The following is a 23,947-nucleotide window of genomic DNA, read 5'->3' as shown; positions in this document are numbered from 1 at the left end:
CTTCGCTCACTATCGCGGGCAAGCCCGCTCCCACATTTGGAATGCATTCCCCTGTGGGAGCTGGCTTGCCTGCGATGAGGCCCGAGCAGACACCAGAAAAACTACAGGTCGCCCATGATCCGCCCGGCAAAGCCGAACACCCGGCGCTTGCCGCTCAGCTCTACCAGTTCAACTTCCCGGCTCTGCCCCGGCTCGAACCGCACCGCCGTGCCCGCTGGAATGTTCAGGCGCATGCCACGGCTGGCGACGCGGTCGAACGTCAACGCGTCGTTGGTTTCGAAAAAATGGTAATGGGAGCCGACCTGGATCGGTCGGTCGCCGCTGTTGGCCACGCTCAGGCTGATGGTGCGACGGCCCACGTTGAGTTCGATATCACCAGGCTGGATCCGGTATTCGCCAGGAATCATTCAGGTTGCCCCAGGGTCTTGAAGTAGATGGCGGTCGGGCTGTAGCGTCCGTCCGGGCTTTGGCAGTAGTTGGGCAGTTCACCGATCTTGGTGTAGCGCAGGGACTGGTAGAAGGCTTCGGCGTCGGAGCCGGCTTCGGTGTCCAGGTACAGCAGGCCACGTTTGTGTTGGTGGGCGCTCAGCTCCAGGGCGTTCATCAGTTGCTGGCCCAGGCCTCTACGGCGGGCCTCGCTGTGCACTAGCAGCTTTTGCACCTCGGCGCGGTTCAGGCCGTTGGTTTTCTGGCACAGCGCCAATTGCACGCTGGCCACTACCTGTTCGTCGCGCACCACCACCCATAGCAGCAGGCTGGCGTCTTCGACACCGGCCTGCACGCCATTCAAATAAGTACGGGCCTGGGCCTCGTCGAAATCCGCCATGAACCCCACGGACGCCCCATGCTTCACAGCGTCCAGCAACAGCTCAATCAGGCCCTGACGGTAATGGGCAAAACTTTCAGCATTGACTCGACGCAGTTGGGCGGCGTTCATCGGTGTCACTCCTTGGAAGGCGTAGCGCCTGGGTTGAGCGTCAGTTGCATGAAGGTCAGGTCCAGCCAACGGCCGAACTTGGTACCCACTTGCGGCATCTGCCCGGTGGTGATGAACCCCAGGCGCTCATGCAGGCGGATCGAGGCCTGGTTGCCGCTTTCGATGGCGGCGACCATCACATGCTTGTCGCAGGTTTTTGCCCGTTCGATCAGGGCTTCCATCAGATGCGGGCCGAGGCCTTTGCCGCGCTGGTCGCTGCGCACGTACACCGAGTGCTCAACGGTATGGCGAAAACCCTCGAACGGCCGCCAGTCGCCAAACGAGGCGTAACCCACCACTTGATCGTCGTCCACGGCCACCAGGATCGGGTAGAGCTGTGCCTGCCTGGCACTGAACCAGGCCTGGCGATTGCCCAGGTCCACCGGTTGTTCATTCCAGATCGCCGTGGTGTTGAGCACCGCGTCGTTGTAAATGTCGCGGATCGCCGGCAGGTCGCCGTGTACTGCGTCACGAATCAGCAAGGACATGGCCGGGCCTCAGGCGATGGGTTGGTGGACGGTGACCAGCTTGGTGCCGTCGGGGAAAGTGGCCTCCACCTGGATATCCGGGATCATTTCCGGAATGCCTTCCATCACTTGCTCGCGGCTGAGCAGGGTGGTGCCGTAGTGCATCAGGTCGGCCACGGTGCGGCCGTCGCGGGCGCCTTCCATCAGCGCGGCCGAAATGTAGGCGATGGTTTCCGGATAGTTGAGCTTCACACCGCGCGCCAACCGCCGCTCGGCTACCAGGCCGGCGGTGAAGATCAGCAGTTTGTCTTTTTCCCGTGGGGTCAGGTCCATCGTTCAAGGTCCGCCATAAAAAACATGCTTAAAAACACCGAAGATCCAATATAGGAGCAGGCTTATGTGGGAGCTGGCTTGCCTGCGATGGCATCACCTCGGTGTTAATGATTAACCGAGTCGCCTGCATCGCGGGCAAGCCCGGCTCCCACATGAGCCAAGCCCCATTCTGGATCCTCATGTGCTCCAGATTCTCGGTGAAACCGCCTCACGCCCTAGCATCACCGGACGCAGCAGGCGCCACACATCAATCAACCAACCCCGCGCCAGCAGCGCTTCACCGGCCAGGCAGCGCGCCACCAGCAGGCCGGGCAATTGGGTCAGGTCGCCGCGCACCGCATGGGGCAGGGAGCGACACTGCTCCAGCAACTCACTGTCGATCTCACCGGTCACCAGCAAGGTGGTAAACACCGGCTGTCCGTCGAGGCCAATCGGCGAGTCGAGCAACTCGTCGGCGCCCACAATGCGCTGGCGTTCGTGCCAAATCAACTGGCCGTCGCGGCGTATATCCAGGGCCGACTGGAAGTGTCCGAGGTCGAAGCGCTCGCCACTGGCCGGACGTCCCAGGGCTATCACGTCCCAGTAAAACAGCCGGGCGTCGCCTTCAAGGTCAATGCGTGTCGTCAGCTCGGCCTGGGCGGCGCTGAACACGATGGTTTCCTGGGGCAGCCACTCCAGGGTGGCGCCGGCTTTCACGGTCAACTCGACCTGCTGATAGGCCGGGCCACCCGCGCGGTACCACTTGGCCGCGCCCGGGCTGGTTAACTGCGCCCAGGCGCCTTCGGCGACATCCACGTTGATATTCAGGCGATCACCGCCGGCAATCCCGCCCGGCGGGTGGACGATGATGTGCTGGCACACCTCGGGGCCTTCGGCATACAGGTGTTTCTGCACCCGCAGCGGGCCCAGGTGACGGCGCAGGACCGGACGTGTGGTGTCGCCAAAACGGGCGTAGCCAAGTTCCAGCTCGGCGTGCCAGCTGGGGGTGAACAGGGCGGTTGCGGCAGGCAGGGTCATGGTCAGTGCTTATCGTCAGGACGCTACAGATTAGATCGTAACGAGCCCGCGCACACCCTCGCTTTCCATATTTTCTCCACGGCCCTGCTGGACGATTTCACCCCGGGACATCACCAGATACTGGTCGGCCAGTTCGGCAGCGAAATCGTAGAACTGCTCCACCAGCAGGATCGCCATGTCGCCACGGGCCGCGAGTTTCTTGATCACCGCGCCGATCTCCTTGATCACCGACGGCTGAATGCCTTCGGTGGGTTCGTCGAGGATCAGCAGCCGTGGGCGGCTGGCCAGGGCCCTGCCGATTGCCAACTGCTGTTGCTGGCCGCCGGACAAGTCGCCGCCACGGCGTTGTTTCATTTGCAGCAGCACCGGGAACAGTTCGTAGATAAAGGCCGGGACTTCCTTGGCTTCGGAGCCGGGGAAGCGCGAAAGGCCCATCAACAGGTTCTCCTCCACCGTCAATCGCCCGAAAATCTCCCGGCCCTGGGGCACGTAGGCGATTCCGGCGTGGACCCGCTGGTGCGGCTTGAATCCAGTGATGGCACGGCCTTCCCAGTTCACCACACCTTCCTTGGCCGGCAACAAGCCCATCAGGCATTTGAGCAAGGTGGTCTTACCCACGCCGTTGCGGCCCAGCAGGCAGGTGACTTCGCCGACGTTCACGTCGAACGAAAGGCCTCGCAGGATGTGGCTACCGCCGTAGTACTGGTGCAGTTTGTCGACGTGCAGCATGTTCAAATTCCCCTCAATTCCCTTGTGGGAGCTGGCTTGCCTGCGATGCAGACGACTCGGTCTATCAGTAGCACCGAGTTGATGCCATCGCAGGCAAGCCAGCTCCCATATAAAGCAGTCGGTGTCACGCCTAGCGACCGAGGTAAACCTCGATCACCCGTTCATTTTCCTGCACCTGTTCCAGCGACCCTTCGGCCAGCACGCTGCCTTGGTGCAATACAGTCACGTGGTCGGCAATCGAGCCGACGAACCCCATGTCGTGTTCCACCACCATCAACGAGTGCTTGCCCGCCAGGCGCTTGAACAGTTCGGCGGTGAATTCGGTTTCGGCGTCGGTCATGCCCGCCACCGGTTCGTCCAGCAGCAACAGTTGCGGGTCTTGCATCAGCAGCATGCCGATTTCCAGGAACTGCTTCTGACCGTGGGACAACAAGCCCGCCGGGCGATTGACCGACGCGGTCAGGCGGATGGTGTCGAGCACTTCGCTGATACGGTCCTTCTGTTCACCGTTCAGGCGCGCCCGCAGGCTGGCCCACACCGACTTGTCAGTCTTCTGCGCGAGCTCCAGGTTTTCGAACACACTCAAGGCTTCAAACACCGTGGGCTTCTGGAACTTGCGCCCGATCCCGGCCTGGGCGATCTGCACTTCGCTCATGTTTGTCAGGTCCAGGGTTTCGCCGAACCAGGCCTTGCCGTGGCTGGGGCGGGTCTTGCCGGTGATCACGTCCATCAGCGTGGTCTTGCCCGCGCCGTTGGGGCCGATGATGCAGCGCAATTCGCCGACGCCGATGTACAGGTTCAGGTCGTTGAGGGCCTTGAAACCGTCGAAGCTGACGCTGATGTCTTCCAGGGTCAGGATGGTCCCGTGGCGGGTGTTCAGGCCCTTTCCGGCGACCTGGCCGATGCCGATGGCATCACGACTGGTGCCCTGGTCTTTGTTCGGTTCAAGGATCGGTTCGAGCATGAATTCTGCCGTCGCGGTGATTCTCATTGGTCGCCCCTTTTCTTCAGCAGGCCGATGATGCCCTTGGGCAGGTACAGGGTGACGATGATGAACAGCGCCCCCAGGAAGAACAGCCAGTACTCGGGAAACGCCACGGTAAACCAGCTCTTCATACCGTTGACCACACCGGCACCCAACAGCGGCCCTATCAACGTGCCGCGCCCGCCGAGCGCCACCCACACGGCGGCTTCGATGGAGTTGGTCGGCGACATTTCGCTGGGGTTGATGATCCCCACTTGCGGCACATACAACGCGCCGGCCAGCCCACACAGCACGGCGCTCAATACCCAGACAAACAGCTTGAAGCCGCGCGGGTCGTAACCGCAGAACATCAGGCGGTTTTCGGCATCGCGCAGCGCCGTCAGTACCCGGCCGAACTTGCTTTGTGCCAGGCGCCAGCCGATGTACAAACTCGCCACCAGCAACAGCACCGTGGCCACAAACAACACCGCCCGCGTCCCCGGTTCCGTGATGCCAAACCCGAGAATGCTGCGGAAATTGGTGAAGCCGTTATTGCCGCCAAACCCGGTCTCGTTACGGAAGAACAAGAGCATTCCGGCGAAGGTCAGGGCCTGGGTCATGATCGAGAAATACACGCCCTTGATCCGCGAGCGGAAGGCGAAGAAACCGAACACCAAGGCCAGCAAACCTGGCGCCAACACCACCAGGCACATCGCCCAGAGGAAATGATTGGTGCCGACCCAATACCATGGCAGTTCAGTCCACGACAGGAAGGTCATGAACGCCGGCAGCTCATCACCGGAGGCCTGGCGCATCAGGTACATGCCCATCGCGTAGCCACCGAGGGCGAAAAACAAACCATGGCCCAGGGACAACATCCCGGCGTAACCCCACACCAGGTCCAAGGCCAGGGCGACGATGGCGTAGCAGAGGATCTTGCCCACCAGGGTCAAGGTGTAGGCCGAGACGTGCAGCGGGTTGTCCGGCGACAGCAGGGAAAACAGTGGCATGGCCAGCAGCAGGGTCAGGATCACTGCGCCGACCGCAATCGTTACCTTGGGGCCGGCCTTTTGCGTGGCCGTCAGCATCAATGGCTGGTTCATCAGTCGATCACCCGTCCTTTCAGTGCGAAGAGTCCTTGCGGGCGTTTCTGGATAAACAGAATGATCAGCGCGAGGATCAGGATCTTGCCGAGTACGGCACCGATCTGTGGTTCAAGAATTTTGTTGGCGATCCCCAGGCCGAAGGCGGCCATGACGCTGCCGGCCAACTGGCCGACGCCGCCGAGTACCACCACCAGGAACGAGTCGATGATGTAGCTTTGGCCCAGGTCCGGGCCGACGTTGCCGATCTGGCTCAAGGCCACGCCGCCCAAGCCCGCGATGCCGGAACCGAGGCCAAAGGCGAGCATGTCGACACGTCCGGTGGGCACGCCGCAGCAAGCCGCCATGTTGCGGTTCTGGGTCACGGCCCGCACGTTGAGGCCCAGGCGGGTCTTGTTCAGCAGCAGCCAGGTCAGCACCACCACAAACAGTGCGAAGGCGATGATCACGATGCGGTTGTACGGCAGCACCAGGTTTGGCAACACCTGGATCCCGCCCGACAACCAGGCCGGGTTGGCCACTTCGACGTTCTGCGCACCAAATACCAGGCGCACCAACTGGATCAGCATCAGGCTGATACCCCAGGTGGCGAGCAGGGTTTCCAACGGGCGGCCATAGAGGTGGCGAATCACCGTGCGCTCCAGGGCCATGCCAATCCCGGCGGTGACGAAAAACGCCACCGGCAGCGCGATCAGTGGATAGAACTCGATGGCTTGCGGCACGTAGCGCTGCATCAGCAACTGCACCACGTAGGTGGAGTAGGCGCCGAGCATCAGCATCTCGCCGTGGGCCATATTGATCACCCCCAGCAAGCCGAAGGTGATCGCCAGGCCGAGGGCGGCGAGTAGCAGGATCGAACCCAGGGACATGCCGCTGAACGCCTGGCCGAGGATTTCGCCGACCATCAGTTTGCGTTTGACTTGGGCCAGGCTGGTTTCGGCGGCGGTGTGTACGGCTGCGTCCGCTTCGACACCAGGTGCGAGCAAGGCTTCAAGGCGGGTACGAGCCAAAGGGTCACCCGTGCCGCCGAGCAAACGCACGGCGGCCAGGCGCACGACCGGGTCGGTGTCCACCAATTGCAGGTTGGCCAGGGCCAGGCTGAGGGCGGTGTGGACGTCGTCGTTGGTTTCGGCGGCGAGTTGCTGGTCGAGAAATTTCAGTTGCGCGGGTTGGGCGCTTTTTTGCAGTTGTTGCGCGCCAGCCAGACGTACCTTGGGATCGGCGGCGAGCAGCTGTTGGCTGGCTTGCACGTTGTCGATCAGGCCGCGCAGGCGGTTGTTCAGGCGCACGGTTTTGGGCTCACCGTTGACCGTGAGTTGGCCTTGTTGCAATGCGTTGACCAACTCAATGCGGGCCGGGTCGGGCTGGGCGGCCCAGTCCTGCAGGAACTTGGCTTGTTGCATCGGGTTGGCACTGATGAAGTCTTCGGCGTCGCCGGCGTGTGCGGCGAAGGACAGCACAAGCAGGATGGCCAGGATGAAGCGGTGGAGGGCAGTGGGCATATTGTTGGGCCTTGCACGGACAATGTGGGAGCTGGCTTGCCTGCGATGGCATCACCGCGGTGCGACAGTTGCACTGCATCGCAGGCAAGCCAGCTCCCACAGGGTTTGTGTCGACTTCAGATCGACACCCCTGGCTTAGTTGCTTTTCACCGCATAATCCGGCTTCTTGTCATTCCCTGGAATGTACGGGCTCCACGGTTGGGCGCGGATCGGCCCTTCGGTTTGCCACACCACCGAGAACTGCCCATCGGCCTGGATCTCGCCGATCATCACCGGCTTGTGCAGATGGTGGTTGGTTTTGTCCATGGTCAGGGTGTAGCCCGACGGCGCGGCGAAGGTCTGGCCGGCGAGGGCTTCGCGGACCTTGTCGACGTCAGTGGACTTGGCTTTTTCCGCCGCCTGCGCCCACATGTGAATGCCCACGTAAGTGGCTTCCATCGGGTCGTTGGTCACCGCTTTATCGGCGCCCGGCAGGTTGTGTTTCTTGGCGTAGGCTTTCCAGTCCGCGACAAACTTCTTGTTCACCGGGTTCTCCACCGACTGGAAGTAGTTCCACGCCGCGAGGTTGCCCACCAGCGGCTTGGTGTCGATACCGCGCAGCTCTTCTTCACCCACCGAGAAGGCGACGACGGGAACGTCGGTGGCTTTCAGGCCCTGGTTGGCCAGTTCTTTATAGAACGGCACGTTGGAGTCGCCATTCACCGTGGAGACCACCGCTGTCTTGCCGCCCGCAGAGAATTTTTTGATGTTGGCCACGATGGTCTGGTAATCGCTATGACCGAACGGGGTGTAGACCTCTTCGATGTCCTTGTCGGCCACGCCTTTGGAATGCAGGAACGAACGCAAAATCTTGTTGGTGGTGCGCGGGTACACGTAGTCGGTGCCCAACAGGAAGAAGCGCTTGGCGCTGCCGCCTTCTTCACTCATCAGGTATTCCACGGCGGGGATCGCTTGCTGGTTCGGCGCGGCGCCGGTGTAGAACACGTTGGGCGACATCTCTTCGCCTTCGTATTGCACGGGATAGAACAGCAAACCGTTGAGTTCTTCGAACACCGGTAGCACCGATTTACGCGACACCGAGGTCCAGCAGCCGAACACCACGGCCACCTTGTCCTGGGTCAGCAACTGCCGGCCTTTCTCGGCGAACAGCGGCCAGTTCGACGCGGGGTCCACCACCACCGGTTCCAGCATCTTGCCGTTCACACCACCCTTGGCATTGATCTCGTCGATGGTCATCAACGCCATGTCTTTAAGCGAGGTTTCGGAGATGGCCATGGTGCCGGACAGCGAGTGCAGGATGCCGACCTTGATGGTCTCGGCGGCCTGGACGGTCCAGGTCAGGCCCATGGCGGCAATGGATGCCGACAGAGTGAAAGCCTTGATCAAACTGCGACGCTTCATGGTGCGATCTCCGTGACTCAACGTTGTGATTGAGGGACAAGTTGAGTGGAGCTTTGCAAGCGGTGTGCCTAGTCGTACAAAGGCAGGAAATGGTCGCTTTACTCAGGGCCTGGCTGCATTGATGCACCATGAGCTGGCAGCTTCGTGGGGTTGGTGCGCCAAGATGCGCTACAACGGGGCGATGTCAGCGCTTGCGCATCAGCCCGATAAAAAACAGCCCGCCGATGGCTGCTGTGGCTACGCCGATGGGCAAGTCTTCCGGTGCGATCAGGGTGCGTGCTGCGACATCGACCCATACCAGGAACAGGCTGCCCAGCAGCACGCACACCGGTAGCAGCCGGCGGTGCTCGGCGCCCACCAGGCGCCGAGCGATGTGCGGCACCATCAGCCCGACAAAGCCGATGGAACCGCTGATGGACACCAGCACACCGGTCATCAGCGAGGCGATCAGAAATACCTTCAGGCGGACATTGCGGGCGTTCAGGCCGAGGGTCACGGCGGTTTGTTCGCCGGCCATCAAGGCGTTCAACGGACGGGCCATTCCCAGTAGCAACAGCAAGCCGAGCAACACGCTGACGGTCGGAATAACCAACAACTCCCAACGCGCCAGACCCAGGCCGCCGAGCATCCAGAACATCACTGCCGACGCCGCCCGATGATCGCCCATGAACAGCAGCAGGTTGGCCACCGCCATCATCACGAACGACACGGCCACGCCGCACAGCAGCAGGCGATCACTCTCCATGCGCCCGTTGCGGCTGGCCACGGCCAGTACCACGATCATGCTCAACAGTGCGCCGATAAAGGCGGCAATGGGCAAGGTCAGCAGGCCGATGATTTCACCCACATGCAGCACCACGATCACCGCGCCGAGGGTGGCGCCGGACGTGACACCCAGCAGGTGCGGATCCGCCAGTGGGTTACGCGTCACCGCCTGCAACACTGCGCCGATAAGCGCCAGCCCGGCGCCTACCAGCGCGCCGAGCAGCATGCGTGGTACGCGGATCAGCCAGACGATATGTTCCTGGCCGACGGTCCAATTCACTTCGCCGATCCCGAACGCCTTGTGCAGCAAGATCCGCCACACCACGTCCACCGGCACCCGCGCCGAGCCGAATCCCAGCGAGACCACACAGGAGATCAGCAACAACGCGCCAAGGGCACTCAGCAACAAGGCATAGCGACGGTTGATCATTCGCCGTGGAACCCCTTGGCCAGGGTTTCAACCGCCAGCACGTTGTCGATGCCCGGCGTGGCCTGCACATACGGAATGACGATAAAGCGTTGGTTCTTGATGGCGTCCACTGATTGCAGCGCCGGGTTGTTCAGCAGGAATTGTTCTTTCTGCTCGGCGGTGATTTCGCTGTAGTCGACGATCACGATTACCTGTGGATTGCGCTCTACTACCGTTTCCCAGTTGACCCGGGTCCAGCTGGACGCCACGTCATCGAGAATATTGCGCCCGCCGGCGGCGTCGATCAGCGCCTGGGGCATGCCCAGTCGGCCGGACGTCATGGCGCGGTCTTCGCCGCTGTCGTAGAGGAACACGCGAGGCTTGTCGGCGGGCAGCGTTTTCTGCACCTCGGCGACGTGTGCCTGCATCTGTGCGATCAGCGCATTGGCGCGGTCCTGTACGTCGAAGATCTTGCCCAGGTTGCGCAGGTCGTTATAGGTGTCGTCCAGCGTCGCGGCCGGGCGCTTCATCACAAACGCGCAGGACTCGGTCAACTCATAGACGTTGATACCCAAGGGTTGCAGGGTTTGCGGCGTGAGATCGCCACCGACGCGCATGCCGTAATCCCAACCCGCGAAAAAGAAATCGACGTTGGCGTTGAGCAGGGTTTCCACCGACGGGTATTTGCTCGCCAGTTCCGGCAGGCCGTCGAGGATCTTTGCCATTTGCGGCGTTACTGACTTCCAGCCGGTGACGCCGCTGTAGCCGGCCATATGAGACTTCAACCCCAGGGCAAGCATCATCTGCGTCATGTTGATGTCATGGCTGACCGCGTGCTTTGGCGCTTCCTGAAAGGCCACCGTACGGTTGCAGCTCTGGATCTTCAGTGGGTAGCGGGTGGCTTCGGCGAAGGCTTGAGAAGCACCGAGCAACAGGGCGACTGACAGCAGGGAGCGCAGGATCATGGTTGGGTTATCCAGGTGATTCGGGGGTAGCCGGACAGGGGGTGAGTGTCGATCAATGCTTCGACGCCGAATACTTCGCGCAGCAGTTCGACGGTCAGTACTTCGTGGGGTGTGCCGCTGGCGATGATGCGCCCGTGGTTGATCACGTACAGGCGATCACAAAAGGCGGCGGCCAGGTTCAGGTCATGAATGCTGGCCAGGGTGCCGATGTTCAGGCGCTTGACCAGTTGCAACAATTGCAACTGATAGCGTGGGTCGAGGTGGTTGGTGGGTTCGTCGAGGATCAGCAGCTGCGGTTGCTGGGCCAGGGCGCGCGCGAGGATCACGCGCTGCTTTTCGCCGCCGGAGAGGGTGGCGAAAGCGTGGTCTTCAAAGCCCAGCAGTCCGACGGATTCGAGGGCTTGCTGGATGAGTTGCCGGTCTTGCTCCGTATCACTGTCGAACAACCCCTTGTGGGGTGTTCGCCCCATGGCGACCACTTCGTCCACTCGCAAACCGAAGGCGTCGGGAAACTCCTGCAACACCACGGCGATACGTTGGGCGCACCAGCGTGAGGATTGCTTCCAGACGTTTTGATGTTCGAGCAAGACCTCGCCCTTCCCGGGCTTGCTGAACCGATAGGCGCAGCGCAACAGGCTGGACTTGCCGCTGCCGTTGGGGCCGATCAAACCGACAAACTCCCCTGCATCCACCTGCAAGCTGGCGTCACGCAGTTGGAACTGGTGATGACAGTGGCCGTGGCCCAGTGGGGTCCAGGCGAGGTGGGTGAGGTTGAGTGAGGTCATGCAGTTCTCATTAGAAGGTGTAGCCCGCCGTCACGAATAACGGCCGCGGCTCGCCACGAGGCGTGGCGAGCTTAGATTGTGAAAAGATGTTACAAGTTAACATTTTGTGGGTGGGAGATGAAAGCCCGCGTAAGACTACATGGCGCCTCTATGTAGGGCATATCACAAGCCTCATGACGAAGGTGAGGCCGATTCACGTTGGCCCCAGAGCCGCGACAACAGCAGGCGATCCAATACCCAGACCAACACCAACGATGCGCCGACCAGCGGGAAAATAATCGCCAGCCCCAGCATGATCACCATCGCGGTTTTCCACTTCGGCAGGTCATGGCGCAACGGCGGCACTCCCAGGCCACCCTGTGGCCGGCGCTTCCACCAGATCACCACGCCGCTGACGGCACTGAGCAGGATCATCAGGCAGATCAGCAGTACCAGGATCTGGTTGACCCACCCGAACATCTTGCCTTCATGCAGCATCACACCCACTTCCGTGGCGCGGGCGACGCCGTTGTAGTGTTCCCAGCGCACATCGGCCAGGACCTTGCCGGTGTATTGGTCGACGTGCAGGGTCGCATCGTTGCGTGGGTCGTTGGCGAACACCGCGATGGTGAACACGCCTTCGGCGGTCGTCGGGAAGGTGATGCTGTAGCCGGGTTCGACCTTGCGGGCGGTGGCCAGGTCCATGACGTGTTGCAAGCGGATGCTCGGCGCCGCGGGGCCCTGGCTCATGCCGGCGTGGTTCATGTGTTCGGCATGCTCGCCGGACATGGGCATCGGCGTATTTTCCATGGCCCAGGGCACGGTCTGTTGTGTCGCGGTATTGAGGATACGAGCCTGTTGGTCGGACTGCGGGACGCTGTTCCACATCGCGGCCGGGAAGCGGTTCCACAGTTCGGCGTATTGCTTGCCCCAGAAGCCGGTCCAGGTCATGCCGCTGAGCAGCATCACCAGCAAAAATGCAGCGCCCCAGAAACCGGTGACCGCATGCAAGTCACGCCAGAACAGCCGACCCCGACTGCCAAGCCGCGGCCACAAGACCCCGGCCGCCGATTTGCCGCGCGGCCACCAAAGGTACAGGCCGGAAACTACCAGCATCACGCCCCAGCCGGCGGCCAGCTCCACCAGGCGATCACCGACGGTACCGATCATCAACTCGCCGTGCAGGGCGCGGGCGATGGCTTGCAGATTGGTTTTTGCGTCCTGTTCGCCGAGCACGGTACCGCGATAGGGGTCGACGAATACCGTCAGCTCATGCCCGGCGTTGAGCATGACAAATTGCGCGCTGCTGGTGGCGTCGACGGGCGGCAGGTACTTGCTGATCGTGCCCTGTGGATAGGCCGCCTGGGCCCGCAGCAGTTGCTCGTCGGCACTTAAGGCATGCTCGGCGCTCTGGACCTTGAGCAAGTCGCCGTACATCAGCGGGTCGAGCTGGGGTTTGAACAGATAGATGATGCCGGTCAGGGCCAGCAGCACCATGAACGGAGCGACAAACAGCCCGGCGTAGAAATGCCAGCGCCAGGCCAGGTTGTAGAAGGAAATCTTTGGAGGGGTCATCGGGGTGTGCTCCGCAAAAGGCTTGGATTTTTTTGTGTTGCCTAAGGCCTCATCGCGGGCAGCCCGCTCCCACATTGGAAGGTATTCACCCATCAACATGTGGGAGCGGGCTTGCCCGCGATGCTTTTAGAAGCTCATGTCCACCTTGGTCCAGAGCGTGCGCCCCGGTTCCTTGATGGCTTGCGGGTCATTGGCCGGGTAGCCGAAACCGGCGTTGCCCGCCAGGTTCAAGTGCTCGGCGTACGCCTTGCCGAACAGGTTGTCGACGCCGGTGCTGACCTTGAAGTTTTTGTTGATGCGATACGCCGCGTTCAGCGAGAACACGCCAAAGCCTGAACTCTTGTCGAAGTCCTTGCCGACCACGTTGCCCTTGTTCTGGTCGATGCGGTTTTGCGCCGCGACCACGCGCCACAAGGCGCCGGCGCTCCAGTCATCCTGGCTGTAGGTCAGGCCGAACCGTGCATCCAGCGGTGGCATTTGCGGCAGGGCCTTGCCGTCGCTGGTGTTCTTGCCCCAGGCGTAGGCCAGGGTGGCATCGGCTTTCCAGTTGGAGGTCAGTTTGTAGGCTGCACCCAGTTCGCCGCCCATGATCCGTGCGTCGACGTTACGCGCTTGAGTGGTGGTGCCCATCATGCCCGTGCGGTAGTCGAACAGGATGTAATCACGCACCTGGCCGACATAGCCCGAGGCCCAGGCTTCCAGGTCGGCGGACTTGTATTGCAGGCCGAAGTCCAGCTGAGTGGTCTTCTCTGGCTTCACGCCATCGAAGGCATTCGCTGAACCGGCGGTGCCGGTTTTGGGGGAAAACAGTTCCCAGTAATCAGGGAAACGCTCGGCGTGGCCCAGGCCGGCATAGACCGTGGTCGGGCTGCCTTCAAGGTCGTGCTCATAGCGCACAAAACCGGATGGCAGGGTGTCGGCGCGGGTCTTGTCGGCGGTGGGGTTGGGGCGGCTCATCATTCCTGAGCTGAGGGTCTGGCGAAAGTCCTTGGCCGAGGCACGGTCCAGGCGGGCGCCGGTGATCAGGCGGTCGCGCTCGGCGGCGTACCAGGTCAGTTCGCCGAACACGCCGTAGTTGTGGAAGTTGGCGTCCTTGTCGCGCGGCAGGTTCTTGTAGGTGTCGACGCCCATGGCACTGCGCTCGCGGTGTTCATTGGTCTGCGCGTCGAGGCCGCTGATCAGTTGCACATCGGCCCAGCGCCAGGTCGCCTTGATCCGGGCACCGAGGGTGCGGCGGTCGACATTTGAGGCCATGGGCCCGGCCATCATCCCGGTGCCCGACGGCGTGCGCAGGGTGTAGTTGTCCATCACGTGGTCGGCGTAGTTGTAGTAGACCTGGGCTTCGACCTTGTCCAGCACGTCACCGATATTGGACTTCTCGAAACGCAGGCCCAGGCTTTCGCGCTTGAACTGCGAACCGTCCATGCCTCGCCCGGCATAACGGGCTTCGCCGTCACCCTTGCCTGCGGTCAGTTCCAGCAGCGTGTCGGCGTCCGGGGTCCAGCCCAGTGCCACATCGCCGTTCCATTTGTCATAGCGTGACGCGACGGTGTCGTTGTTGCCGTCCTTGTAGTCGTCGGCATGGGCCTGGTTGCCGATCACCCGGATGTAGCCCAATGGCCCACCGGCAGCGGCGTCGACGACTTTATCGAAGCGCCCGTTGGAGCCGGCCAGGACGCTGGCGTTGACCCGTGTGCCCAGTTCGCCGAACTGCTCCGGCTCACGCTCGAACAGGATCGTGCCGGCCGAGGCGCCGGGGCCCCAGAGTACGGTTTGCGGGCCTTTGATCACCGTCAGCTTGTCGTAGGTTTCCGGTGAGATGTAGGAGGTAGGCGCATCCATTCGGCCGGGGCAGGCGCCGAGCATCATGCTGCCGTTGGTGAGGATGTTCAGCCGCGAGCCGAACATGCCACGCAGCACCGGGTCGCCATTGGTGCCGCCGTTGCGGATCAGGGCGAAGCCGGGGATGGTCTTGAGGTAGTCGCCACCGTCGCTGGCCGGCACCGGTTGGCGCGGGTCCTTGGGGTTGGTGATGACCGTCAGCGGTGAGCTGGGGGCAATGGCGGTGATCACCGTCGGAGCCAGTTCATTGGTGTGCTCGGCGGGTTCGTCGGCGTGAACCCGTGGCGCCAACAACGCGCCGCACAGAATGGCAAACACAGGGGTATATCCCAATCGGGAGTCAGCAGAAAACCTGGACATGACAAATTCCATCAATCAATCGTAAACAACACGGCCAGCAGCCTGCGGCTGTCTATCTGAAGTCGGCCGGGTGAAGTAACGCGGTGAAGTGTCTACGCGATGACAGGCGGGGCGCGGCTACGGGCGCCGGGGAAGATGCTCTGCCGGGCATGGCCCAGGCGCGGCGCGGGGATGATGGCGTTGGCCGGGGGCGCAGAGCCCAGGCTGACGAACGACACGCTGCCAGGCAATGCCGGGCAACTGAATAGCAGACTGCAGTAGCCGCACTTTTCCCAGAGTACATGGTGCTCGTCCGGGGCTTTATTGTGCGTTGCGGGGTGTTGCGGCTCGCCATGGCAACTGGGTGCGTCCATGGGCATTTGCATGGACATGCCGGCGTGATGGTCCATCGGCATCGCTTGGGAAATCAGCGGTCCGATAAAGATCATCAGCATGGCGAACAGGCTGATCCAACTGCCGCGCGCAAGGCTCATTGGCTTACGGCGGGAGGTGGATAACCTGGCGCGTGAGGCGCCCATCCGGGTGCAGGCCTGAAAGGTTTAGTGGGCGTGCATAGTCTCGTGACCGGCCATCGGCGCCTGCTTTTGCACCGAGACTTCGACTTTCACCGGGCCGGCTTTTTCGAAGTTCAGGGTCAGCGGGAAATGCTGGCCGTCGCGCAGCACGCTACGGTCTTTGAGGTCCAGCAGCATCACGTGGTAGGCCATGGGCGCGAAGGTCAGGTCGCCGCCCGCCGGAACGGCAACGCTGGGCACCTGCTGCATTTTCATCAAGTCGCCCTGCATCACATGCTCATGCAGCTCGGCCTTGGCTGCCACAGGCGTATCGACGCTGAGCAGGCGATCAGGGTTTTCACCCTTGTTATGAATCACGAAATAAGCGGCGACCGTAGGCGCGTTGGGCGGCAATTCCTGTGACCAGGGCTCGCTGACCACCAGTTCGCCGACCTTGAAGTCATCCGCATTGGCGGCACACATCGGCAGCAACAACGCAGCCAGAAGCAGGGAAGATTTGAGCATGGCAGTTCTCCAGAACAGTTCAAAACGCAGTTCAATTGCGAAGTGATCAGGCTGTTGGAGAGGCGCGGGGATTCAGGCTGGGCCATTGCTGGCGTGGCGTGGGGGATTGCAGTGACGGCGGCGGCAGGCTTTGTACCGCGTCGAATCGCGCGAAGTACAACTGCGGCACATGCCCTGGCAACGCCACCATCGGCGCCGACCCCGAGCAGCACCAGCAATGCTGCATGGTGGAGTGATCATCCTGTTGCGGCGCCTTTTGCTCCAGGCTCCCTAAGGAAATCGCTACCAGCTTGGTGCCGCTGGCGGAACAGAAACTGCCCCACAGCAACTGCTCGATGGAGTTTGTCGACGGTTGCATCGCCCCGGCCAGCGGCATGGCAAAGGCGTTGAACAGCACTGCAAAGCAGGCGATCCAGGCAAATGCAAAGCGTTGACGGGCCATGGCGGACTATCCGTAGGATTAAGCGATCAGGTGGGTATTTAGCCTGATCGGGGGTGATAAGTAAAAAGTGGGTGTGCGGTTTGGTGTCGCAGTGACATCAGATTGCCGTGGCGTGCAGCTTGAGGCCAAGGGCTTTCATGACCTTCATGATAGTCGCGAACTCGGGATTGCCAGTGCTGGAGAGGGCTTTGTAGAGACTTTCTCGTCCAAGTCCCGCATTGCGGGCGACTTGAGTCATTCCTTGGGCTCGCGCGATATCGTTCAGGGCTGTGCGAATAAGCAGGCCGTCGCCGGCATCTTCCTCGAAGCAGGCGTCAAGATAAGCGGCCATGTCTTCGGGGGTCTTGAGGTAATTTGCTGCATCGAAACGGGTAAAGGATTCGCTCATCAGTCACTCCTTGATGCCGAGGTTTTTTGCCATTTGCCTTGCACGTTTGATGTCTCGCTTTTGTGTTGATTTGTCGCCGCCGATCAACAGCAGGTAAACCACCTTATCTCGACGGGTAAAGTAGACACGATATCCTGAGCCATAGTGGATTCGCATTTCGCAAACGCCGTGACCTACAGGCTCACAGTCGCCGAAGTTTCCTAGTTCTGCCGCTCGCAGTCTTGTCAGAACTCGTACTTTTGCGAGCGGGTCTCGAAGTGCTTCCAGCCAGCGGACAAACTCGATGGACTCATCAAAATCGATCATCTCGAATCGTATTCCTTGGGATACAGAATGGCAAGTCGTTGCACGCTGCGCTAGACACGGCGCCCTGATCGCGACTTTCTGAGTTAGAAAAACGTGAGGGAGAAGCTTAGGGCGGTGACTTTTGGTTGAACTAGATAGCGAGTTCGGAGAGAGATGTGAGGCCAATCGTCTTTTAACGCAGGCTAGTCAAAAGGATGTCGATGGCTGAGGCGTTTTCTTGCGAGGTAATGGCGCCGAATGTGTAGGTCAAAGAGCTGAGAGTGCGGCCATTGTTTCTTCCAGTGAGGAGAACTCCCGATCCACCCCAACCAGCGCCGGGCGCTTCAAAATCAGCACCGGCACCCCACGCTCCCGCGCCACTTCCAGCTTCGGCTCTGTTGCGCTGCTGCCGCTGTTCTTGCTGATCAGTACATCAATCTGCCGTCGTTCGAACAACGCGCGCTCATCCTCGATCAGAAACGGCCCGCGAGCGCCGATCACTTCGCAACGCTCGTTGCCCGGATAAACATCCAGCGCCCGTAAGGTCCAGAACTGCTCGGCAGGGATCTCTTCCAGATGTTGCAGGGGCTCACGGCCGAGGGTGAACAGTGGACGTTTGAAGGGTTTCAGCGCTTCGGTCAACTCATCCCAGTCACTGACTTCTCGCCAATCATCCCCGGCTTGTGGCCGCCAGGCGGGGCGTCGCAAGGCCCAGCAGGGGACGCCACATAAGCGCGCAGCATGGGCGGCGTTATGGCTGATTTGCGCGGCATAGGGGTGCGTGGCATCCAGCACCAGCTCGATGCCTTCGTCGCAAATGAACTGCGCCAGTCCGTCAACGCCGCCGTAGCCGCCGACACGCACCTGGCACGTCAGGTCGGTGGGCACTCGGCCGATGCCCGCCAGGCTGTAGATATGTTCTGGCCCCAAAGTACGGGCAATGGCCAGTGCTTCAGTGACGCCGCCCAGCAGCAAGATGCGTTTCATAGCGGCTTGATCACTTCCAACAAGGTGATCGGCAGCGCCTGGCGCCAAGTGTCGAAGTTACCCAAGGGTTGTGCCTGGGCAATGTGGATGCGCGTCAGCTCGCCGCCGTGCTGTTCGCGCCAGGCCATCAGGGTCATTTCGCTTTGCAGCGTCACGGCATTGGCCACCAGCCGGCCGCCGGGGCGCAGGTGGTGCCAGCAGGTATCCAGCACGCCGTCGCGGGTCACGCCGCCGCCGATGAAGATTGCGTCTGGTGCTTCCAGGCCTGCGAGGGCCTGGGGCGCGCTGCCGCGAATCAGTTGCAGGCCGGGGACGCCGAGGGCGTCGCGGTTATGTTCGATCAGCCGTTGCCGGCCGTCATCCGCTTCAATGGCCATCGCTCGGCAGCTGGGGTGGGTGCGCATCCACTCGATACCGATAGAGCCGCTGCCAGCGCCGACATCCCACAGCAGTTCGCCGGGGATGGGCGCCAGGCGGGCCAGGGTCATGGCGCGGACATCGCGTTTGGTCAGTTGCCCGTCGTGCTGGAAGGCTGAGTCGGGCAGCCCGGCGAGGCGCGACAGGCGCGGGGTGTTGGCGTCGGCAACGCAGTCGATGGCCACCAGGTTCAGGGCCGCAACCGGCAGGTCCTGCCAATCCTGGGCGACGCCGTCGACACGCCGTTCATCCGTACCGCCCAGGTGTTCGAAGACGCTCAAGCGACTCGGGCCGAAGCCACTGGCGCGCAACAGCGCGGCAATCGCCGCAGGGCTCTGGCCGTCGTTGCTCAGCACCAGCAAGCGTACGCCGCTGGAAAGATGGGCATTCAGTGCGGCCAACGGGCGGGCCACCACCGACAGCGTCACCACGTCCTGCAACGGCCAGCCCAAGCGTGCTGCCGCCAGGGAGACGGAAGAGGGCGCGGGCAGAATCAGCAATTCGTCGGCGGGCACGTGCCGTGCGAGGCTGGCCCCCACGCCATAGAACATTGGGTCGCCGCTGGCCAGCACACAGATCGCTTCGCCGCGCTGCGCCAGCACCGGCTCCAGGGAAAACGGGCTGGGCCACAGCGCGCGTTCACCGCGAATACACACCGGCAACAGGTCCAACTGGCGCTGGCCGCCAATAATGCGAGAGGCGCGCAACAGGGCGTGCCGGGCATTTCTGCCCAGGCCCTTGAAGCCGTCTTCACCGATGCCTACTACCGTCAGCCAGGGCGACATATGAATTCCTTGAACGACATCCGACGGGCAGGCTTTTCATGCCGTCGGACAAAGCAGGCATAATACCGCGCCTTTACCCGTTAACCGGTAGCCCCCGTGAAACCACTGCCACTGTCCACGCCATTGCGTCCCTCGGGTTGTCCGGGGTTGCTGCGTATTGTCCAGGCGTTGGATGGCGGGATTTGCCGGATCAAACTGGCGGGCGGGTCGATCACTGCCGAGCAGGCCAGCGCGGTGGCAGACGCGGCGCAGACCTACGCAGGCGGGGTGATCGAAGCGACCAACCGCGCCAATCTGCAGATTCGTGGAATCGGCGCCAGGCACGACGCCCTCATTGCAATGCTGCTGGCGGCGGGCCTCGGCCCGAGCAGCGCCGGCGGGGACGATGTACGCAATGTGATGCTCAGCCCCAGCGCCGGGATCGACCGCCAGATGTTGTTCGATACCCGGCCCCTGGCGGATCAAATCCTTGCCACCCTGCAAACCCATCCGCGTTTTCATGAACTGTCGGCCAAATTCGCCGTGCAGTTGGATGGTGGTGAGGCCCTGGCGATGCTCGAGCATCACCATGACCTGTGGTTGTCGGCCTTTGCGGCGAATGGCGAGACGCTGCTGGCGTTCGGCTTGGCCGGTTGTCCAGGTCATGATGCGCCGCTGGCTGCTGTGCCGCTGGCCCAAGGGCATGCGCTGGTGGTGGCCGTGTTGGAGTGGTTTCTCGACCTGGCCCGGCCTGAACAAACGCGCATGCGTCATCTGTTGACTGATACGACGGTGGATGACTTCCTGGGGCAACTGCGTTTGCCATTGCAGCCTGCCACCGGTTTTTCGCGCCGTGCCAACCCCGCCCCGCTGCACTTGGGCAGCTATCCACAGCGTGAGGAAAACCGCGTTTACGTCGGCGCTGTCGCGCCTCTCGGTAGGTTGGATGGCGCCATGCTTCAGGGCGCTGCCCGCTTGGCCAGCGAGTATGGCGATGCCAGCCTGCGATTCACGCCATGGCAAGGTGTGCTGTTGCCCAACGTGTACGCCAAGGACGCCGCCGCGGTTACCGAGCGCCTGGAGCAACTGGGCTTTCTCTGTTCAGTGGACCAGCCGCTGGCCCGCATGATCGCCTGCACCGGCTCTACGGGCTGTGGCAAAGGCCTGGCCGACACCAAGGCCGATGCCCTGCAACTCGCCACACTGCTGCAAGGCCAGAACGTGCACCTGTCCGGCTGCCCGCGTTCCTGCGCCGCCGCCCACACGGCACCCGTCACCCTGCTGGCGGTGAGCCCCGGTCACTACGACCTCTATTTTCGCGAAGCAGGCCAGCCGGGTTTCGGCCGCCTGCACGCACGCACTCTTTCTCTTTCAGCGGCGAGCGCCATACTGCGCGCTTGCCCACGGAGCAACACCGATGATTGATTACATCCGCGACGGTCAGGAGATCTATCGCAACTCCTTCGCGATCATTCGCGCAGAGGCCAGGCTGGATCGCATCCCGGCCGACCTGGAAAAACTCGCGGTGCGCGTGATTCACGCCTGCGGCATGGTCGATGCCATCGACGGCCTGCAGTTTTCCGAAGGCGCGGGCAAGGCCGGGCGCGAAGCCCTGGCCGCCGGTGCACCGATCCTGTGTGATGCGCGCATGGTCTCCGAAGGCGTAACCCGTACCCGCTTGCCCGCCAACAATCAGGTGATCTGCACCCTGCGCGATGACAGCGTGCCGGACCTGGCGCGCGAGTTGGGCAATACCCGTTCCGCTGCCGCCCTGGAATTGTGGCGTCCACACCTGGAAGGCAGCGTGGTGGTGATCGGCAATGCGCCCACCGCTTTGTTCTACCTGCTGGAAATGCTTGATGCCGGCGCACCCAAACCGGCGTTGATCCTCGGTTTTCCGGTGGGCTTTGTCGGCGCTGCCGAATCCAAGGCGATGCTGGCCGCTGACAGCCGAGGCGTGCCGTTCGTGATCATGCAAGGTCGCTTGGGCGGCAGCGCCATGGCGGCTGCTGCGGTCAACGCTTTGGCCACGGAGGTCGAATAATGCAGGCTCGCGGACGTTTGATCGGCTTGGGCGTAGGCCCCGGCGACCCGGAACTGATTACTCTCAAGGCCCTGCGCCTGCTGCGTGAGTCGCCGGTGGTGGCGTACTTCGTGGCCAAGGGCAAGAAGGGTAATGCCTTCGGTATTATCGAAGATCACTTGGTTGCTGAGCAGACCTTGATGCCGCTGGTTTATCCAGTGACCACTGAAGCGTTGCCGGCACCGCTGTCCTACGAACAGGTGATCAGCGATTTCTACGACAGCGCCAGCGTTGAGGTGGCCGCGCATCTGGATGCCGGTCGTGACGTGGCGGTGATCTGTGAAGGCGACCCGTTCTTCTACGGCTCCTACATGTATTTGCATGACCGCCTGGCCGAGCGCTACGAGGCCCAGGTTATCCCGGGCGTGTGCTCGATGCTGGGGGGGGCCTCGGTGTTGGGTGCCCCGTTGGTGTACCGCAATCAGAGCCTGTCGGTGCTCTCTGGTGTGTTGCCTCATGATGATCTCAAGCGGCGTCTGGCGGATGCCGACGCGGCGGTGATCATGAAGCTGGGGCGCAACTTTCCCAAGGTGCGTCAGGTGCTGGAAGAACTCGGTCTGGCCGAGCGCGCGTTGTATGTGGAACGCGCGACCATGGCCAATCAGAAAATCGTCCCGCTGGATCAGGTCGAGCCCATGTCCTCACCGTACTTCTCGCTGATCATCGTTCCGGGTGAAAGGTGGCAAGGCTGATGACGGCTCCCGCGATTGTGATTCTGGGCAACGGCAGCCTTGCCACAGCCCGCAGCATCCAGCAGGTGTATCCCGACGCGCTGATCCACGGCTTGGCCGAGCGGGTGGATGGCGCTGACCGGGTGTACAGCGAGTTCGGCGCAACCTTGCGCCAGTTGTACCAGCAGGGCACGCCGATCATCGCGCTGTGTGCGGCGGGGATCGTGATCCGCACGCTGGCGCCGCTGTTGCTGGAAAAGGGCGCTGAGCCGGCGGTGCTGGCGGTGGCCGAGGATGGCAGCGCCGTGGTGCCGCTGCTCGGCGGCCTCGGCGGGGTGAATGTGCTGGCGCGGGAAATCGCGGCCGCACTCGGCGTTGCTGCCGCCATCACCACCAGCGGCGAGCTACGTTTTGGCACCTGCCTGCTTAACCCGCCCAAGGGTTATCAGTTGGCGGATCTGGAGTTGGGCAAGCGTTTTGTCTCGGACCTGCTGGCCGGTGAATCGGTGCGTATTGAAGGTGCAGCGCCTTGGCTGGATCAGGCCAATCTGCTTGAGGATCAGCAGGCGAACCTGGCGATTCACGTGGGCAATCGCGAGCGCGTACCGGCGCCCAATGAGTTGCTGATTTATCCGAAGAATGTCTGGGTGACGTGCCGACCTGGCGCGCAATTGGCCCTGCGGGTTCGCGAGGCATTGCACGATGCCGGGATCGCTGTGCAGTCCCTGGCGTGCCTGTTGGCCAATGACCAGGACATGGCCAGTCCGGAGCTGCACGAAGCGTCGCTGGATTTGGGGGTGCCACTGCGTTTCGCCGCACTGGCGGACGCGGACGATATTGTGATCACGGCAGCCGACGAGCCCTTGGACGTGTCCCTCATCGGTCGCCCTCGTGGGCGCCTGGCGGTGATCGGCCTGGGGCCGGGCGCCGCCGAACTGATGGTGCCGGCGGTCAAGGCCGAGCTGGCACGCTGCACCGACGTGCTGGGTTATGAAACCTACGTACGCATGGCCGGGCCGTTTCGCGCCGACCAGGTCCAGCATTGCACTGACAACCGCGAAGAGATGCAGCGCGCGCGTCACGCGTTTGAGTTGGCTGCCCAAGGACGTTCGGTGGTGGTGGTTTCCTCCGGCGACCCAGGTGTGTTCGCCATGGCGGCGGCGGTCTTGGAAGCCTTGCACGAGTCCAGTGACCCGACCTGGCAGCAGGTCGACCTGGAGATTCTGCCGGGGGTTTCGGCGTCACTGGCCACGGCGGCTCAGGCAGGTGCACCGCTGGGGCACGACTTCTGTGTGATGTCCTTATCGGACAACCTCAAGCCCTGGTCGATTATCGAAAAACGCCTGGACCTGGCGTCCCAGGCCGACCTGGCCCTGGCGTTCTACAACCCGATCTCCCGTTCGCGGCCATGGCAGTTGGGGCGTGCGCTGGAGATTGTCGCGTTGCACCGTACCGCTGAAACGCCGGTGGTGTTGGGTCGTGACATCGGTCGTCCGGGGCAGACCTTGCGGGTCACCACGCTTGGGCAACTGACGCCGGATCAAGTGGATATGCGCACCATGGTGTTGATCGGCTCGTCCACCACCTGCGTGTTCCCTCGGGCAGGTGGTGGTGAGTGGGTCTACACGCCGCGCTGGTATGGGGAAAAACCGGCGTCCTGAAAAGGTCGATGCTTGTGACAGAAAGCTCCGAGTCACAGTGGGTAATTACCTGCGGTGA

26 protein-coding genes are annotated in these 23,947 nt (G+C 62.2%); 4 read left to right on the top strand and 22 right to left on the bottom strand.

The window, feature by feature from the left end; translation table 11 throughout:
- Nucleotides 1–101: 101 nt before the first annotated feature.
- The 22 genes from GNF76_RS20325 to cbiE all read right to left on the bottom strand — a co-directional run bounded on the left by GNF76_RS20325 (nucleotide 102) and on the right by cbiE (nucleotide 19,495).
- Nucleotides 102–407 carry an urease subunit beta gene (locus tag GNF76_RS20325; RefSeq protein WP_155584909.1) on the bottom strand — a complete coding sequence of 102 codons (306 nt, stop codon included), beginning with the start codon at nucleotides 405–407 and terminating at the stop codon, nucleotides 102–104.
- Complete coding sequence (locus tag GNF76_RS20320) at nucleotides 404–937, bottom strand: GNAT family N-acetyltransferase (protein WP_155584908.1); 534 nt, start codon at nucleotides 935–937, stop codon at nucleotides 404–406. The genes GNF76_RS20325 and GNF76_RS20320 overlap by 4 nt, the downstream gene beginning before the upstream one ends.
- Before the next feature lie 5 nt (nucleotides 938–942).
- Nucleotides 943–1,464 carry a GNAT family N-acetyltransferase gene (locus tag GNF76_RS20315; protein ID WP_155584907.1) on the bottom strand — a complete coding sequence of 174 codons (522 nt, stop codon included), beginning with the start codon at nucleotides 1,462–1,464 and terminating at the stop codon, nucleotides 943–945.
- A 9-nt stretch (nucleotides 1,465–1,473) separates the two neighbouring features.
- Nucleotides 1,474–1,776 (bottom strand): urease subunit gamma, encoded by a 303-nt coding sequence (ureA, locus tag GNF76_RS20310; protein WP_003171437.1) that lies wholly within the window; start codon nucleotides 1,774–1,776, stop codon nucleotides 1,474–1,476.
- A 177-nt stretch (nucleotides 1,777–1,953) separates the two neighbouring features.
- On the bottom strand, nucleotides 1,954–2,793 hold the full coding sequence (locus tag GNF76_RS20305) for an urease accessory protein UreD (RefSeq protein WP_155584906.1): 840 nt from the start codon (nucleotides 2,791–2,793) through the stop codon (nucleotides 1,954–1,956).
- 30 nt (nucleotides 2,794–2,823) lie between these two features.
- Nucleotides 2,824–3,522 carry an urea ABC transporter ATP-binding subunit UrtE gene (urtE, locus tag GNF76_RS20300; protein ID WP_155584905.1) on the bottom strand — a complete coding sequence of 233 codons (699 nt, stop codon included), beginning with the start codon at nucleotides 3,520–3,522 and terminating at the stop codon, nucleotides 2,824–2,826.
- A gap of 130 nt (nucleotides 3,523–3,652) precedes the next feature.
- The gene (gene urtD, locus GNF76_RS20295; RefSeq protein WP_155584904.1) at nucleotides 3,653–4,513 is read right to left on the bottom strand and encodes an urea ABC transporter ATP-binding protein UrtD; all 861 of its coding nucleotides are present in this window, start codon (nucleotides 4,511–4,513) and stop codon (nucleotides 3,653–3,655) included.
- Nucleotides 4,510–5,589 (bottom strand): urea ABC transporter permease subunit UrtC, encoded by a 1,080-nt coding sequence (gene urtC, locus GNF76_RS20290; RefSeq protein ID WP_155584903.1) that lies wholly within the window; start codon nucleotides 5,587–5,589, stop codon nucleotides 4,510–4,512. The genes urtD and urtC overlap by 4 nt, the downstream gene beginning before the upstream one ends.
- The gene (gene urtB / locus GNF76_RS20285) at nucleotides 5,589–7,091 is read right to left on the bottom strand and encodes an urea ABC transporter permease subunit UrtB (protein WP_155584902.1); all 1,503 of its coding nucleotides are present in this window, start codon (nucleotides 7,089–7,091) and stop codon (nucleotides 5,589–5,591) included. Before urtB ends, urtC begins: the two co-directional genes overlap by 1 nt.
- 135 nt (nucleotides 7,092–7,226) lie before the next feature.
- The gene (urtA, locus tag GNF76_RS20280; RefSeq protein ID WP_155584901.1) at nucleotides 7,227–8,492 is read right to left on the bottom strand and encodes an urea ABC transporter substrate-binding protein; all 1,266 of its coding nucleotides are present in this window, start codon (nucleotides 8,490–8,492) and stop codon (nucleotides 7,227–7,229) included.
- A 184-nt stretch (nucleotides 8,493–8,676) separates the two neighbouring features.
- Complete coding sequence (locus tag GNF76_RS20275; RefSeq protein ID WP_155584900.1) at nucleotides 8,677–9,687, bottom strand: FecCD family ABC transporter permease; 1,011 nt, start codon at nucleotides 9,685–9,687, stop codon at nucleotides 8,677–8,679.
- Nucleotides 9,684–10,631 carry an ABC transporter substrate-binding protein gene (locus GNF76_RS20270; protein WP_155584899.1) on the bottom strand — a complete coding sequence of 316 codons (948 nt, stop codon included), beginning with the start codon at nucleotides 10,629–10,631 and terminating at the stop codon, nucleotides 9,684–9,686. Before GNF76_RS20270 ends, GNF76_RS20275 begins: the two co-directional genes overlap by 4 nt.
- A complete protein-coding gene (locus tag GNF76_RS20265) occupies nucleotides 10,628–11,416 on the bottom strand; it encodes an ABC transporter ATP-binding protein (protein ID WP_155584898.1) in 789 nt (262 codons plus the stop codon). Before GNF76_RS20265 ends, GNF76_RS20270 begins: the two co-directional genes overlap by 4 nt.
- A 171-nt stretch (nucleotides 11,417–11,587) precedes the next feature.
- Nucleotides 11,588–12,970 carry a PepSY-associated TM helix domain-containing protein gene (locus GNF76_RS20260; RefSeq protein WP_155584897.1) on the bottom strand — a complete coding sequence of 461 codons (1,383 nt, stop codon included), beginning with the start codon at nucleotides 12,968–12,970 and terminating at the stop codon, nucleotides 11,588–11,590.
- 126 nt (nucleotides 12,971–13,096) lie between these two features.
- Nucleotides 13,097–15,172 carry a TonB-dependent copper receptor gene (locus GNF76_RS20255; protein WP_155584896.1) on the bottom strand — a complete coding sequence of 692 codons (2,076 nt, stop codon included), beginning with the start codon at nucleotides 15,170–15,172 and terminating at the stop codon, nucleotides 13,097–13,099.
- A gap of 92 nt (nucleotides 15,173–15,264) precedes the next feature.
- Entirely contained in the window at nucleotides 15,265–15,690 is a 426-nt protein-coding gene (locus GNF76_RS20250) for a DUF2946 domain-containing protein (RefSeq protein ID WP_155584895.1), read from the bottom strand.
- Nucleotides 15,691–15,711: 21 nt separating this feature from the next.
- Nucleotides 15,712–16,191: a copper chaperone PCu(A)C gene (locus GNF76_RS20245; protein ID WP_155584894.1), complete on the bottom strand. Its 480-nt coding sequence runs from the start codon at nucleotides 16,189–16,191 to the stop codon at nucleotides 15,712–15,714.
- 46 nt (nucleotides 16,192–16,237) lie between these two features.
- Nucleotides 16,238–16,633: a DUF2946 domain-containing protein gene (locus GNF76_RS20240; RefSeq protein WP_155584893.1), complete on the bottom strand. Its 396-nt coding sequence runs from the start codon at nucleotides 16,631–16,633 to the stop codon at nucleotides 16,238–16,240.
- A 97-nt stretch (nucleotides 16,634–16,730) separates the two neighbouring features.
- Nucleotides 16,731–17,021 carry an addiction module antidote protein gene (locus GNF76_RS20235; protein ID WP_155584892.1) on the bottom strand — a complete coding sequence of 97 codons (291 nt, stop codon included), beginning with the start codon at nucleotides 17,019–17,021 and terminating at the stop codon, nucleotides 16,731–16,733.
- A 3-nt stretch (nucleotides 17,022–17,024) separates the two neighbouring features.
- Nucleotides 17,025–17,327 carry a type II toxin-antitoxin system RelE/ParE family toxin gene (locus GNF76_RS20230; protein WP_155584891.1) on the bottom strand — a complete coding sequence of 101 codons (303 nt, stop codon included), beginning with the start codon at nucleotides 17,325–17,327 and terminating at the stop codon, nucleotides 17,025–17,027.
- Between the two features lie 246 nt (nucleotides 17,328–17,573).
- A complete protein-coding gene (locus GNF76_RS20225; RefSeq protein ID WP_155584890.1) occupies nucleotides 17,574–18,293 on the bottom strand; it encodes a cobalt-precorrin-6A reductase in 720 nt (239 codons plus the stop codon).
- A complete protein-coding gene (cbiE, locus tag GNF76_RS20220; protein ID WP_155584889.1) occupies nucleotides 18,290–19,495 on the bottom strand; it encodes a precorrin-6y C5,15-methyltransferase (decarboxylating) subunit CbiE in 1,206 nt (401 codons plus the stop codon). The genes GNF76_RS20225 and cbiE overlap by 4 nt, the downstream gene beginning before the upstream one ends.
- A 111-nt stretch (nucleotides 19,496–19,606) precedes the next feature.
- Here cbiE and cobG point away from each other — a divergent pair, with 111 nt between their 5' ends.
- From cobG to cobJ, 4 genes are read left to right on the top strand one after another with little or no spacing between them, the layout of a single operon-like run.
- A complete protein-coding gene (gene cobG / locus GNF76_RS20215) occupies nucleotides 19,607–20,899 on the top strand; it encodes a precorrin-3B synthase (RefSeq protein ID WP_281354933.1) in 1,293 nt (430 codons plus the stop codon).
- Nucleotides 20,892–21,518 (top strand): precorrin-8X methylmutase, encoded by a 627-nt coding sequence (locus tag GNF76_RS20210; protein WP_155584888.1) that lies wholly within the window; start codon nucleotides 20,892–20,894, stop codon nucleotides 21,516–21,518. The genes cobG and GNF76_RS20210 overlap by 8 nt, the downstream gene beginning before the upstream one ends.
- Complete coding sequence (locus GNF76_RS20205; protein ID WP_155584887.1) at nucleotides 21,518–22,249, top strand: precorrin-2 C(20)-methyltransferase; 732 nt, start codon at nucleotides 21,518–21,520, stop codon at nucleotides 22,247–22,249. Before GNF76_RS20210 ends, GNF76_RS20205 begins: the two co-directional genes overlap by 1 nt.
- Nucleotides 22,249–23,889, top strand: a complete 1,641-nt coding sequence (gene cobJ / locus GNF76_RS20200) for a precorrin-3B C(17)-methyltransferase (RefSeq protein ID WP_155584886.1) — start codon at nucleotides 22,249–22,251, stop codon at nucleotides 23,887–23,889. The genes GNF76_RS20205 and cobJ overlap by 1 nt, the downstream gene beginning before the upstream one ends.
- The last annotated feature ends 58 nt before the right edge of the window (nucleotides 23,890–23,947 follow it).

This window comes from Pseudomonas spelaei, from assembly GCF_009724245.1.
Lineage (GTDB): Bacteria > Pseudomonadota > Gammaproteobacteria > Pseudomonadales > Pseudomonadaceae > Aquipseudomonas > Aquipseudomonas spelaei.
Note: the sequence above shows the minus strand (reverse complement) of the source record. Positions and strands in the feature narration are given on the sequence as shown.